The sequence below is a fragment of the Ensifer sp. ZNC0028 genome (assembly GCF_000799055.1).
In the GTDB taxonomy this organism is placed as follows: Bacteria; Pseudomonadota; Alphaproteobacteria; order Rhizobiales; family Rhizobiaceae; genus Ensifer.
Genome location: NZ_JTLA01000015.1, coordinates 1 through 13556 on the forward strand (window position 1 = coordinate 1; position 13556 = coordinate 13556).

14 protein-coding genes are annotated in these 13556 nt (G+C 60.3%); 6 read left to right on the forward strand and 8 right to left on the reverse strand.

Going from position 1 to position 13556, the window contains the following annotated elements; translation table 11 throughout:
- Positions 1–79 (reverse strand): type II toxin-antitoxin system VapB family antitoxin (locus L981_RS04020; RefSeq protein WP_043611948.1); only part of this gene is annotated, 79 nt, incomplete at its 3' end.
- A gap of 93 nt (positions 80–172) precedes the next feature.
- On the opposite strand from L981_RS04020, the gene L981_RS04025 reads away from it, so the two are divergent.
- Positions 173–376, forward strand: a complete 204-nt coding sequence (locus L981_RS04025) for a hypothetical protein (RefSeq protein WP_043611950.1) — start codon at positions 173–175, stop codon at positions 374–376.
- Between the two features lie 118 nt (positions 377–494).
- Complete coding sequence (locus tag L981_RS33605; RefSeq protein ID WP_082005879.1) at positions 495–2417, forward strand: acyltransferase family protein; 1923 nt, start codon at positions 495–497, stop codon at positions 2415–2417.
- 661 nt (positions 2418–3078) lie between these two features.
- On the opposite strand, the gene L981_RS04035 is transcribed toward L981_RS33605, so the two are convergent.
- Complete coding sequence (locus tag L981_RS04035) at positions 3079–3543, reverse strand: hypothetical protein (RefSeq protein WP_082005880.1); 465 nt, start codon at positions 3541–3543, stop codon at positions 3079–3081.
- A gap of 343 nt (positions 3544–3886) precedes the next feature.
- On the reverse strand, positions 3887–5197 hold the full coding sequence (locus tag L981_RS04040) for an aspartate aminotransferase family protein (RefSeq protein WP_156133955.1): 1311 nt from the start codon (positions 5195–5197) through the stop codon (positions 3887–3889).
- 98 nt (positions 5198–5295) lie between these two features.
- Here L981_RS04040 and L981_RS04045 point away from each other — a divergent pair, with 98 nt between their 5' ends.
- Complete coding sequence (locus L981_RS04045) at positions 5296–6150, forward strand: LysR family transcriptional regulator (RefSeq protein ID WP_043611956.1); 855 nt, start codon at positions 5296–5298, stop codon at positions 6148–6150.
- Between the two features lie 121 nt (positions 6151–6271).
- On the opposite strand, the gene L981_RS04050 is transcribed toward L981_RS04045, so the two are convergent.
- The 4 genes from L981_RS04050 to L981_RS04065 are packed head-to-tail and all read right to left on the reverse strand — an operon-like array spanning position 6272 to position 8604.
- Positions 6272–6688 (reverse strand): DoxX family protein, encoded by a 417-nt coding sequence (locus L981_RS04050; protein WP_043611958.1) that lies wholly within the window; start codon positions 6686–6688, stop codon positions 6272–6274.
- A gap of 17 nt (positions 6689–6705) precedes the next feature.
- Positions 6706–7197 carry an SgcJ/EcaC family oxidoreductase gene (locus L981_RS04055; RefSeq protein WP_082005881.1) on the reverse strand — a complete coding sequence of 164 codons (492 nt, stop codon included), beginning with the start codon at positions 7195–7197 and terminating at the stop codon, positions 6706–6708.
- 26 nt (positions 7198–7223) lie between these two features.
- A complete protein-coding gene (locus L981_RS04060; RefSeq protein ID WP_043611960.1) occupies positions 7224–8210 on the reverse strand; it encodes a zinc-binding dehydrogenase in 987 nt (328 codons plus the stop codon).
- A 16-nt stretch (positions 8211–8226) separates the two neighbouring features.
- On the reverse strand, positions 8227–8604 hold the full coding sequence (locus L981_RS04065; RefSeq protein ID WP_043611962.1) for a nuclear transport factor 2 family protein: 378 nt from the start codon (positions 8602–8604) through the stop codon (positions 8227–8229).
- Between the two features lie 131 nt (positions 8605–8735).
- Here L981_RS04065 and L981_RS04070 point away from each other — a divergent pair, with 131 nt between their 5' ends.
- On the forward strand, positions 8736–9623 hold the full coding sequence (locus L981_RS04070) for a LysR family transcriptional regulator (protein WP_371258824.1): 888 nt from the start codon (positions 8736–8738) through the stop codon (positions 9621–9623).
- A 34-nt stretch (positions 9624–9657) separates the two neighbouring features.
- On the opposite strand, the gene L981_RS04075 is transcribed toward L981_RS04070, so the two are convergent.
- Complete coding sequence (locus tag L981_RS04075) at positions 9658–10752, reverse strand: LacI family DNA-binding transcriptional regulator (protein ID WP_043611964.1); 1095 nt, start codon at positions 10750–10752, stop codon at positions 9658–9660.
- Positions 10753–10923: 171 nt separating this feature from the next.
- On the opposite strand from L981_RS04075, the gene L981_RS04080 reads away from it, so the two are divergent.
- Positions 10924–11904 carry an ABC transporter substrate-binding protein gene (locus L981_RS04080; RefSeq protein WP_043611966.1) on the forward strand — a complete coding sequence of 327 codons (981 nt, stop codon included), beginning with the start codon at positions 10924–10926 and terminating at the stop codon, positions 11902–11904.
- A 148-nt stretch (positions 11905–12052) separates the two neighbouring features.
- Positions 12053–13555 carry a sugar ABC transporter ATP-binding protein gene (locus L981_RS04085; protein WP_043611968.1) on the forward strand — a complete coding sequence of 501 codons (1503 nt, stop codon included), beginning with the start codon at positions 12053–12055 and terminating at the stop codon, positions 13553–13555.
- Position 13556 lies beyond the last annotated feature (1 nt).

Here is a 13556-nt window from a genome sequence, read left to right on the forward strand (position 1 = left end):
GTGTGATGCTTTCACCGGTCCGTTCGGCAAGCGTGCGGGCCAGCTGTTCTGTGTCATGGTCTTTGATGCTTAGCGCCATATTTTGTCATCCAAGGTGCCTGACTGTCTATATTCTACCTTTTTAACATAGTCGTTATGCAGGCGCAATGCGAGGCAGCGGCACCATTCTGGAATGGCTGCCGAGGATCTCCTCTCGATCAAGCCAGAAGATGTTCTGGCGCTTGTTGAAGATATTGACGATACGATGTGGAACTCGACATCAACCGCCGAAAGTCCTGCCTCCGAGATGATCCCATGGTGGTCCAACTCTCTCATGGGATACGATACGGCCAGCATGGACCACCTCTGGATGTTCGTGCAGGGGAATTACAAATGATCGGCAGGCCTACGCGCTTCCATTTCATCCACTCCATCTTCTCGCGGCGGTTTGAAACTAGTCAAATGCGTCGCTGAATGCTAATGCCGTTCGGATCAGAGGGGTTGTACCTATACCGATGAAGTATCGAGCAGATGTGGACGGACTGCGAGCGATTGCGGTATCGTTAGTGGTTCTTTATCACTTCCATCTTGGCCCAGTGGTGGGAGGATATATCGGTGTAGACGTATTCTTCGTGATAAGTGGTTATCTCATCACAAATGTGTTGTGGCGAGAAATCTCTGAGGGCGATTTTTCCATCGCCCGCTTTTGCGAACGTCGAGCGCGACGTATCTTTCCGCCGCTGATCCTCGTAGTCGCCGCGACGCTTCTGGCCGCATGGTTCATCCTGTTGCCATCTGACTATGTCTCCCTGAGCAAGCAATCACTCAGCGCTTTGTTCGGGGTTTCTAATTTTTATTTCTGGTCAGAAGCAGACTATTTTGCTCGAACCTCCAATCTTAGTCCGCTTCTGCATACTTGGTCACTGTCAGTCGAAGAACAGTTTTACCTGGCTTGGCCGCTGATTCTGATGGCGGCGTGGCGCGCCGGCAACTCGACATCTATTCGCGCGATCAAAATCACGGTCTCCACGATCATCGTCACAAGTCTAATGTGGTCGATCGTCAAAGTGGTCAGTTCCCCGACAACGGCCTTCTACGTTCCGATATTTAGGGCGTGGGAACTCGCCATAGGAGGCCTGTTGGTTTTTGTCTCTCCCATTCGCGGCCGCTTGCTAAGCGAGGTTGCGCCACTGGTCGGGTTAGTGGTCATCGTGACCACGGCATTACTAATCACGAGTGACAACCTCTTCCCGGGAGCGCTTGCGCTATTGCCGTGTGTTGGTGCCGCTCTGATCGTATGGCCGCGTTTAGAGGGGTCATCTACTGCTCGCCTGCTATCAAGCGCGCCTATGGTATGGGTCGGCAGGTTGTCGTACTCGATATATCTATGGCACTGGCCTTTGCTGGTTCTATATCGTCACGAAAATTATGGTAACTATCCCGACTTGGGAATGTCGCTCGTATTGATCGGAGCAACATCTCTTTTCTCGTTCCTAACTTGGTTACTTGTAGAGCGGACTGCTCGGGACAGGCTGAAAGTCTCCTGGCGACGCCTCGTGTTGATCAGCGCGCCGGCGATTTGCGCAGTTGGCATTGCTGCGATCTCCGTGATAGCTGCGGGAGGCTTCGCGGGTCGTCTCCCAAGCGACGTCGTACTCGACATGGATCAACTTCGAAGCCCAATCAGAGAGACTTGTCATCTTCGGCGACTAACAGAGTTGCCGCGCAACGAGAACTGCATACTAGGGTATCCGGCAACCGTCCCTGACACGATCGTTTGGGGCGACAGCCATGGCGTGGAATTATCAGATGCTTTGGCGGACAGGTTCAAGGGCGATAAGCGCTCGTTAATAACTCTAACGATAAGCGCGTGCCCTCCGGTCGTTGGGTATTCATTAGGTGACCGATCCGGGTGCGCTGAAGGCAATGAGCGCATCATAGACCATATTCTGCATGAACTGCCCTCGGTTCATACCGTAGTCCTCGCTTCCTATCACTTCTTTCATTACCGCCGTGCAGGAGACCAATATGGGTCGGGCTTGACCAAGACCGTCTTGCGACTCGTATCCGGCGGAAAGCGAGTTCTTGTAGTAGGTCCCATTCCCGAATTCTCAGACTCAGTCCCCCTGGTTTTAGCCCGCATGGCATGGCGAGGGATTGATCGAGGCCCCGCTATCGAGAGGGCAGATTGGGACAAACAGGTGACGTCGATATCACCGGTTCTCGATACAATTTCGAAGGTTAGTGGCGCGGAAGTTGTTAATGCCTCCTCAGTGTTCTGCGACCTGCAACTGTGCAGCTTTAGTAAGAGCGGGCGTCCGCTACTATTTGACAGCAACCATCCGTCTATGGACGCCGCTGCCTTGATAGCCGATCGAGTTTACAAGAGCATTCTTCTAGACGGTCAACCGGCCTCCACCATCGCCACTAAACGATAGAGCCATGGCACATCAATGCGCGTGAATTCCTTGCTTTTGTCCATTCGTTTGACAAGACAAGAATATCTCCTTCTAGTTGAGTAACTAGCCATGGCGCACCCTTCAAGTGGTGCACGTTCTTGCTCCAAGTACCGCATTAGCATCGTAAGCGCGTAGAGACCGCCACGTATCATTTGGCCCGCTGATCGGAGATTTTCTGCATGATTCATGCGGAGAATCCTATGAGTGACAGTGTGAATCAGCGGTGCGCGTCCGGCGAAGGCATTTTCGCTTGGTGGAGAGGCCGAGATTATAGGCCGCGTTTCGTCTCGTCTCCCAAAACGCGTTCGACCACATCCGGATCGCATTGTTCATCGACGAGGAACTGGCGATTCCACCATCCCATGTCCGTATGTCGGCGAGGAGTGTTGGCTTTCACGCGGATGGAAATTGTTGTTTGAATGAGCGATCGCGGTGAACGCAATTTAGATCAATACGTTAGAAGGTGTGATCGATCCTTTATCTCTAGTTCCATAATTCAGATTATGCGATTTCAGAGTGTAGCTGGGCGGATTCTATATCCAAGTGCGACAACTGCTCCCGTGGAACCGGTGGCGGACCTACGCGATCCGCCACCACCCAATTCACGCACGCGGCACTCGATCTGTCCCGCCCGCGATGCTCACGTCACGGAAATGAGATTGTCGAGGCCGAGCGACGCGGTCCTTTCCGTCAAGGCCCCACCATAGGCGACCTCGACAGCGCCCGTGATCTCCTCGAAGTTGATGATGTCGCCGCTGCTGTAGTCGCCGAAGACCACCCAGTAGTTGGGGTGGGGAGTAAAGACCGCCGTCACGTTGGGGGCAGCCTGGACCAGAAAGGTTGCCGCACCCGCCATGCCAATCCCGACCGACGTGCGATTGGGAACGACATTCGACAATTGCTCGATCGTCAGTGAACCGAGCGCACCGCTGTTGCTCGGGTTGACGAATGTCGTCGCGCCGTTCGCATCCTCGGTGAGTTGGATCAGGTTCTGGCCGTTGGGATCGGCCGGCTCCACTTGCGTTGCCCTGAAAGTGATGCCCGAATCCAGGGCACCTGTCTCGGACCAGACGAAGTTGAGGTCCGGACGCCAGTGAAAGGTCACACTGCTTCCTGGTGCCGTCGGACGGGTAAACCAGGCGAGCGAAAGCACGCCTTCCGGCGTCGTCTCTGGCGCCCTCTGGAAAACGGCGAAGCTGCCCGCTAGCTGTGAGTTGTTTACGCATGTCAGAGAATATGACGTCATAGGATCTGCCCCCGGCTCCTCGTTTTGCTCCTCAAGAGTGCAGAATAATTAGCAGGCTCCCCTGTAGTTGTCTTCAGGCCCCAAATCTCCAAATCTGGGGTTATCTCACCCCTCCTCCGGCGCGAGGAACGTGATGGCCGCGTCCAACTTCCTGCCAGAGTGCTGGCGGCGGTCACGAGCGCAAGCCGCCTGGCTTTCACGCTCAGCGCGCCCCGGTTGCCGCGCCGATCGAGTCCGACAGGATTTCCAGCCCTCGGTCGATCTCCTCTTCCGACACCGTCAGTGGCGGCGCGATGCGGAACACGCCCCCCATGCCGGGAAGCTTGACGATGTTCATGCTGAGGCCGCGCCGCATTGCCTCCTCCATGATCCTGGCGCCGAGCTCGAATCCGGGCGCCTTCGTTTGCCGATCGACGACCACCTCGAGCCCGAGGAGAAGCCCGCGTCCACGAACGTCGCCGACACATTCGAACCTCTGCTGAAGCCCGAGAAGACCGCTTCGTAGCCGTTCGCCGCGGGCGACCGCCTGGTTGACGAGCCCTTCGCGTTCGACCACATCGAGCACGGTGACGCCAACCGCAGCGGGCAGAGGATCCGAGACATGGGTGGTGTAGAAGAGGAAGCCCCGTTCATGGGCTTTCCGCTCGATCTCTTCGGTCGTCATGACCGCTGCAAGCGGCAGGCCGGCACCGAGCGTCTTCGACAGGGTGAGAATGTCGGGCGTTACGCCGTCGCGCTGGAAGGCGAACATATGTCCGGTGCGGCCGATGCCCGTCTGCGCCTCGTCGAGGATGAGGAGCATGCCCCGTTCCTCGCATTTGCGCTTGAGTGCTGCGAGATAACCGGGCGGTAGTTCGAGGATACCGCCGCTCGATAGGATCGGCTCGGCGATGAAGGCGGCAAGCCCGCCCGTCGACTGCCGGTCGATCAGCGAGAAAGCGTCGTCGAGCTCCGTCTGCCAGTCGTTGCTGCCGTCCTTGTGCGTGAAACGCGGGCGATAGGCGTTCGGCGCCGGTATCACGAACGAACCGGCAGCGGCCGGGCCATAACCCCTCCGGCCGGCGCTGTAGGTCGCCGAGGCCGCAGCACCCGTCATACCGTGCCAGCTCTGCGCGAAGGCGACGACCTCGTGCCCACCGGTCACCAGCTTTGCCATGCGAATGGCTGCTTCGTTCGATTCAGCCCCCGTCGTCAGAAGCTGAACCCGGTCCAGCCCGGGCGCCAGTGCGGCAAGACGGGACGCGAGATCGACGACCGGCCGAGACAGCATGCCACTGAAGAGATGAGCAACCGTCCGCATCTGCCGGTCGACGGTGGCGACAATATCAGGGTGCGTGTGGCCGAGAACGCCGCTCATCTGCCCTGAGGTGAAATCCAGGATCGCCCGACCATCCGCATCATAAACGAAACTTCCCTCGGCTCGCTCCACGATGATGGTTTCGAAGTCGGGGCCATAACGCGTCAGGTGCTTGTTGGCAGACGCCCAGAATTGAGGATCGGAATTGAGCGACATCGGCTGGCTCCTCATTTGATGATCTTCAATGGCTAGCGCCGACCGTAACTTCATGCAAATTGATAGTATTCCGATCAGATATTGGATATTTCGATATCATGCGAAATCTCGATCTTTCCCTGCTGCGCAACTTTACCGTCATTGCCCGTGCGGGTTCGATCAGCGTTGCATCCTTCCAGGTGGGACGGACCCAGTCGACGCTGAGCATGCAGATGCAGCGGCTCGAAGATTTTCTCGAGCTGGCCCTTTTCCACCGCACCGGATCGGGCGTGCGCCTGACGGCGGCCGGTGAAAAGCTGCTGGTGCATGCCGAGCACCTGCTCGCCGGCCACGATGAGATCCTCGCCGACATGGGTGGCTCGGGGCTCAAGGGCTCGGTCACGCTTGGCTGCCCGGAGGATTACTCCATCGCCTTCCTGCCCGCGGTGCTTGAGGGCTTCTTTGAGCGTCATCCGGATGTCGAATTGCGCATGGTCTGTGCGCCGACCACCGAACTGCGACCGCTCCTCCAGCGAAGGCAAATCGACATCGCACTCGTTTCGGTTCCCGACGCGGCAAGTGGCGAGGTCATTCGGAGCGAAAAATTCGTCTGGGTCGGCAAGGGCGCGGAACCTGAGATCCTGAGCCGCACCGCCCTTCCCTTGGCACTGTCCGCCCCGACGACGCTCGACTTCCGAGCCGCCTGCAGCGCCATGGAGGGTATCAGTCGTCGGTACCGCGTCGCATTCGCCAGCAACAGTCTGGCGGGTCTCATCGCGATCGCGCGTTCAGGACATGCCATCAGCGTGTTGACCGAAACCGCCGTCCCTGCCGATCTTCATGTCATCTCGGCAGGCCTTCTACCAGAACTCCCGACGATCGGCATTGCGCTCGAACTTGCGGAGCCACGCCCCTCCTCCGTGGTCACGGCACTCGCCGACCATATCCGAGCGGTCCTTCCGCAGGTTGGGTGAAGCCGGCAGGCGACCCTGGAACGCGTCAGTGCTCAGCGCCGGTTCGATTGCTTGGGCCATGCGCCGGTGGAGAACCTGCCCGGCCGCTGCAGCGCCCGGGCAGATGAAGGTCGACGGGACTTCAGGCAGCGATACGCAGACTGCGCTCGGCTTTCTCGAAGCGGGCATCGAGGCTAAAATCCCCGGCCCCCACACAGGCGAGAAGGAAGAAGCCACCTGCCATCGAGAGGTTCTTGAGGAACATGACCATTTGGATCTGGTCGGCGAAGTTGCTGTGAAACACCATTGCCGTCACGATTGAGAAGGCGGCCAGAAAAAGCGCGACAACGCGGGTTTTGTAGCCGGCCACGATCAGCAGAGCCGCGCCTACCTCAAAGAGGATCGTAGGCCATAGCAATGTTCCCGGTACGCCCATGCTTTCCATGTAGCCGCGCATGCTTTCGGCGGATCCGATCTTGGACAGGCCGGACAGGAAGAAGATCACGACCATCACGGTCCGCGCCGCAGCGATGGCATAGGTTTGCTGTTGCGATGTCATCTCGGTTCGCCTCTCCGCTATTGCTGCGGGGCTGCGTTTGTGGTCGAAAAGATGTAGCGGGCAAAGCGCCATGCCCCATCCTTCTCGCGGTGAAGCAGGAACAGTTCCTGGTTGGCCTCGGACGATGGGGCGGCCCCATTCGCGAGGATTTTCACGGTGCCTTTCGAACGGGTCCGGGCGTAGGCCCAGTCCGCCGAAAGCGCGCGGATCTCGTCGATCTCAAACCGGATATCGAGTTTGATCGCTCCGAAAACCTGTTCATAGGCCCTCTCGACGGCAACGCGACCGACGGCCGGCAGGCTGTGTTGCGGCATGAACACGGCGTCATCGGCGTAGAGCTTCATGACGGCGTCGACATCCGAGGCGTTCAGGGCGTTTTGGTAGCTCTGCAGTTGTCGGGTAATGGCGGCCCTAGCGCCTTCGTCGGACTTCGCCGAACCCGCGGCAACCAGAACCGGCAGCATCGCGAGCGCGAACCGCGCAATTTTTCTGCGAGGAAACGAGGACATGACTTTCTCCTTGAGAGTTCAACCGATCAGAGCTTCACAACAAGCTTCCCGAGCGCTCGGTCGCTTTCCATCAGGCGATGAGCCTCGGCAATGCTGTCGAAGTCGAAGGTCCGAGCCAGCAACGATGGAATGCGGCCCTCGGCGATGCCCTTCGCCAGCCACGGCAGCGGTGTGTCGGACAAAGGCAGGGAGGCCGTGCCGAAAAGCCCGCTCGGAAAGAAGCTAAGCTGCACTGCGCCGGGAAGGTCCTGTATCAGGTGGACGTTCTCAAGTACGGGTGGTCCACCCAGGAGGCCGATCACGCATACGGAGCCAAATGGCTTGAGCGCGTTGATCGTGTCGCGAACGGTGGCCGCCCCGACGATTTCCAGCGCCGCGTCGATGCCCGCCGGGACAAGGGCGCGAACCTGCTCGGCAATCTCGCCGGTGTCGATGACGACGTGATCGGCGCCCATATCGCGCAATCGTTCAGTGTTTTGGCTGGAACGTGTCGTGGCGATCACGGTAAGCCCAAGCGCCTTGGCGTAGACGATCGCCGCCAACCCGACCGAGGCAGTTGCTCCGCGGACAAGGAGGGTCTGCCCCTTCTCGATCGCTAGCGTTTTCGTGAGCGCACCCCAGACCGTCAGATAGGCTTCAGGTAAAGTCGCGAGTTCCTCCCACGGCAGGCTGACCCCGTCGAGATCGACCACGTTGCTTCGCAGGACCACAACCTCCTCGGCATAGCTGCCGGCGCGGCTGAACTGCATCCCGCCCATGGCCGTGGCGACACGCTGACCGGTCCTATAGGTTCCCGACGGATCGTGCATGATCTCGCCGACGGCCCCGATTCCAGGCACCCGTGGGGCGGTTATCGTGCCCATCTTGCCTGCCCGCAGATAGGCTTCGGCGCGATTGAGGCCGAATGCGTGCACGCGGATCCTCACCTCGTCGGCATTGACATCAGCCGGGGGAATGTCGCGCAACTCGAGCACCTCGGGGCCTCCGGCGCGTTCGATGACATAGGCTTTCATGTTGACCTCCTTGGCGTTATGCGCGTGGACGGTTGGTGGAGAACAGGTAGCGGTGGATTTTCCAGTGGCCCTGTTCGGCGCGGAACACGAAGAGTTCGTTGTTGCCCTCCTCGATCGTGACATCTGCGGCGAGAACGTGTGTCGTTCCCGAAGAACTGGTGCGCACCCAGGCCCAATCCTCGGCGATCTCGATTTCATGAATGGTGAAGCGAATATCGAGCTTGATGGCGGCAAATACCTGCCTGTAGCCTTCTCGAACGGCATCACGGCCGACCAGCGCCGGGGCATGCTGAGGCATGAAGACCGGGTTGCTTCCGTAGAGGTCGAGAATGGCGTCGATGTCGTTGCCGTTGAGCGCTGCCTCGTAGGCTTTTATGGCGGTTTCGATTGTCATGGCTAAAGCTCCTTGAGCGTTTGCGACTGGCCTCAGATGAGGATGAGAGCAAGCTAATCCGCTCAACCATGGTGTAGTAGATCGACAGATGGTAAGATGCCTCTCAATTATGAGAGGCCTTTCAGTTGGACTTGAACGCAGCGCAAATGTTTGTCGCCGTCGCGCAGGCTGGTAGCCTCTCAGCCGCCGCGACCCGTCTGGGCATACCTCTGCCGACACTCAGCCGGCGCATCCGCGAACTCGAGCGGGAACTGAAGATACAGCTCCTCGAGCGGTCGGCACGAGGGACCAGGCTCACGGATGCGGGCACGCGGCTCTTCGAGCATGCCTCGCGCGGGATCGAGGCGCTTGCAGAAGCTGAAGAGGCGGTTCGTAGCGACCAGACGCGTTTGAGAGGACGCCTGCGCCTTTCACTGCCGACGGGTTTTGAGCCGTGGTGGGAGCTGTTGGGCGCTTTCCAGCGCCAATACCCGGATGTCCAGGTCAACGTGTACACGACCGACCGTCGTGTGGATCTGGTCCAAGACGGCATCGATGTCGCGCTGCGCGTGGGCGCGATCGTTCATGAAGCGATGGTGGCGAAACGATTGCTGACCTATCGGCATGTCCTGGTTGCCGCACCGGATCTCCTGAAACGTGTCGGAAAGCCGACGACGTACGAGAACCTGCACCACTTCCCCCTGGCCGCCTGGATACGGGATGCAAACAGCCATGCCTCGTGGCGCCTCGGCGAGAACGTATTCGAGCCGCAAGCTATGCTGACGACGAACGACTACCTGCATTTGAGGGCGCGGGCTCTGGCGGCCGAGTTTGTTACCGAGTTGCCACCTTTTTTGGCGGCCGAACCGATCAGGGATGGCCGCCTGGCGGAGGTGTTTGTCGACCACCCCATGCCCGAGCAGCACGTCAGCCTGCTCTATCCGGCGCACAGGCATCCGTCGAGCATCGTGCGCGCCTATCTCGACTTCTGCCAGAAACAGATGACGCGGTTTCTTGGTACGGCCTCACGGCCAGTGTAGATCCAGCACACCTCAGTATGGCACTGGCGATGCCCTATCCAGCATTCCTGGAAGGTCTGGCTGCGGACAGGAGGGCGGTGGTATCCCTCACCACCAGCGGTCCGTCGACCTTGATCGTCATCGGCCGCATGTGCTTGCCGTGGATCGCCATGTCGATCAGGAGTTCAGCCGCCTTCTGGCCCATTTCATAGTTCGGCAGCACCAGGGTCGAGAGCGGCGGGTGGGTGTAGCGCGCCAGTTCCTGGTCGTCATAGCCCATGACCGAGAGATCGGAGGGCACTCGCAGACCCTTCTCCTGGGCTGCCTCCATCACACCAATCGCCATCAGGTCGTTGCCGCAGAAAATGGCGGTCGGTGGGTTGGGCATGGAAAGCAGGTCGAGCCCGGCCTCGTAGCCGCGAAGCGGCAGCCAGTCGCCGTCGCGCACCAGCGTCGCGTCGAAGGCGATGTCGGCGGAGGCAAGCGCCTGCTTGTAACCTTTGAGACGGTCGGCGGCAGCATCCATCCAGCTTTCGCCATTGATGAAACCGATGCGCTTGTGGCCGAGCGCCGTCAGATGCGCCGTGGCAGAAAAACCGCCGGCGACCTCGCCCGGCACGATCGCCACATGCTGGCGCGGCTCGCAGTAGCAATTGAGAAGCACGGTCGGCAGCGGCGCCAGCGCCTCGGGAACCGCAACCTTGCGGGTAAAGATCGTCGCGTAGATGACGCCGGCGATGGAGGGGTCGCGCAAGACCGACCGCAGCACCGCGGCTTCAAGTTCCGGATTGGAGCGGGTGACGTGCGCCGAGACCAGCATGCCCTGCTCGAAGGCATAGTCGCGGATGCCGTCGAGGCTGACCACCGGGTGCGGGCTGGTCGAGATCTCGTCGACGATGAAGGCAATCGTGTCCTTCTCGACCGCCGGGGCGGCTGCAACCGGGCCTCGGGTCGCCGGCAGTCTATAACCGATTTTATGAGCAGCCTCGCGCACTTTCTGCTGCGTTTCGGGCGAGATGCGCGAGCCGGACATCTCGTTCAGCACCAGGGAGACGCTCGACTGGGAGACGCCAGCGATCCTGGCGACATCCGTCATTGTCGGGCGCCCTTCGCCCTTTTTCTCCAGATTCCGCCCGTTTCGCTTGGCCATGCGTGCTCCCTACCCTCCCGCGTGCATTGCACTGCACGCAGGCTTTTGCAAGTGCTCATAATTTTTGGCCTTGACTGCTAATATTATTAGCGCAAGATTTGGAGATGTGAAGCGCAAAAACGCTCACGTCCGGTAGAGGAGCACCGGCCAATCTGGGAGGAGAACCCGATTATGACCATGATTTCCCGTCGCACCTTCATGCTTGCGGCAACGGCCGTCGGCGCGCTCGCCCTTGCGGGTGTCGCGATCGCCGAAGTGCCGAAGCTTGAGCAGAAGGACAAATACAAGGTCGGCTTCGCGCAGACCGAATCCAACAATCCCTGGCGCATCGCCCAGACGAACAGCATGAAGGCCGAAGCCGAAAAGCTCGGCTTCCAGCTCGTCTATACGGATGCCGCCGGCTCCGCCGCCAAGCAGGTTGCTGACGTCAATTCGATGATCGCTCAAGGCGTCGACGTGATCTTTCTCGCACCGCGCGAAGAAAAGCCGCTGATCCCCGCAGTCATGGCCGCGAAGAAGGCGGGCATTCCGGTGATCCTGCTCGACCGCTCGGTCGATCCGTCACTGGCCAAGGCCGGCGAAGACTATCTGACCTTCATCGGCTCGAACTTCGTCGAAGAGGGCAAGCGTGTTGCCGAGTGGCTGGCAAAGAATGCCAACGGCAAGTCGAAGATCATCGAGCTTGAAGGCACGACCGGGTCGTCGCCGGCCAACGACCGCAAGAAGGGCTTCGACGAAGCGATCAAGGCGGCCGGCGGTTTCGAGATCGTCGCCTCGCAGACCGGCGATTTCGCCCGTGACAAGGGCCGTCAGGTGGCAGAAGCCCTGCTCCAGGCCCATCCGGATGCCGACGTGATCTACGCCCACAACGACGAAATGGCGATCGGCGCGATCGCCGCGCTCGAAGCGGCCGGAAAGGTGCCGGGCAAGGACGTGCTGGTGCTGTCGATCGATGGTGGCAAGGAAGCCGTGCAGGCGGTCGTCGACGGCAAGATCGCAGCAGTCGTCGAGTGCAATCCACGCTTCGGGCCGAAGGCCTTCGAGACGATGATGCGCTACGCCAAGGGCGAGAAAATCGATGCGATGATCATCAACGACGACAAGTTCTACGACGCCTCCAACGCGGCAGCAGAACTCGCCAACGCCTATTGATCCAATCTCCCGAGCCTCCACGGCCGGGACGGCGCAACCGTCTCGGCCGTCTTTTTGACGGCAGCATGACCTTCGGCCCGTTCAAGTGTAGGCTGATGACGCCCACCCCCAGATGGGGCGGCGGATGGCGAAGATAGGGAGGAGACCCATGCTTCTGTCCATGCAGGGCATTTCCAAAGCGTTTGCCGGCGTGCCGGCCCTGAAATCGGCCTCGCTCGAGGTCGAGCCGGCGGAGGTCATGGCGCTTGTCGGCCAGAACGGTGCCGGCAAATCGACGCTCATCAAGATCCTGACCGGCGTCTACAGGCGGGACGAAGGCAGCATCGCCTTCGACGGTCGGGATGTCGATTTCTCGATGCCGGCCGAGGCGCAGGCCGCCGGGATCGCGACGATCTACCAGGAAATCAATCTCGCCCCGCAGCGCTCCGTGGCGGAGAACATCTATCTCTCCCGCGAGCCGAAACGATTCGGCATGATCGACCATTCCGCCATGCGGCGCGGTGCCGAAGCGGTGCTCAAAACCTTCAACCTGACGATCGACGTCGACCGTCCTGTTGCGCATTTCGATGCGGCGACGCGGCAGATGGTGGCGATCGCCCGCGCGGTGACGCAGAGCGCCCGCCTCGTCATCATGGACGAGCCGACCTCCTCGCTCGACGAGCGCGAGGTCGCCATCCTCTTCGAAACGATCCGCACGCTGAAACGCTCCGGCGTCGCCGTCATCTTCATCGGCCACCGGCTCGACGAACTCTACGAGATCTGCGACCGTGTGACGATCATGCGCGACGGCCAGACGGTCGCCAAAAGCCCGATGGCGGATATGCCGAAAATGGCACTAGTGCGCCATATGCTCGGCAAGGAACTTGCCGCCTTTCAGGCCATGGCACCGGAGAAGGACGCGCCAGTGCGGCCCGTTCGCCTCGAAGTCGACAAGGCCGGCGCGGGTGTGCGGGTGCGCGACGTCAGCCTTGCCGTGCGGGAGAGCGAAATCTCCGGCCTTGCCGGCCTGCTCGGCTCCGGCCGCACCGAGACGGCGCGTCTGATCTTCGGCGCCGACAGGATGGAACGCGGCACGATCCGCATGCAGGGACAAGACCGCAGCTACCGCGAACCGGCCGACGCGATCGCCGACGGCATCGGCCTCGTGTCCGAAGACCGAAAGATCGACGGCATCGTGCCCGACATGAGCATCCGCGAGAACATGACGCTCGCCTTGCTGCCGAAGCTGAAGAAGGCCGGCATCGTCGACCGCGCACGCCAGGATGAGATCGTCAGCCGCTACATCCGCGCGCTTGGCGTCAAATGCGCCTCCCCCGATCAGCCGATCAAGGAGCTTTCCGGCGGCAACCAGCAAAAGGTGCTGCTCGCCCGATGGCTTGCCACGGACCCGCGGGTGCTGATCGTCGACGAGCCGACGCGCGGCATCGACATCGGCGCCAAATCGGAAATCCTCAAACTCCTGCGCAGTCTCGCCGACGAGGGCTTGAGCGTGCTGATGATCTCGTCGGAACTCGAAGAACTGCTTGCCGCCGCCGACCGCGTGACGGTCTTGAGCGACGGCACTTCCGTCGCGACGCTGTCGCGGAAGGATTTGAGCGAGACCGCGCTGCTTGCCGCCATGGCCCACCAGGAAGCCCAGCAGGAAGAATGAC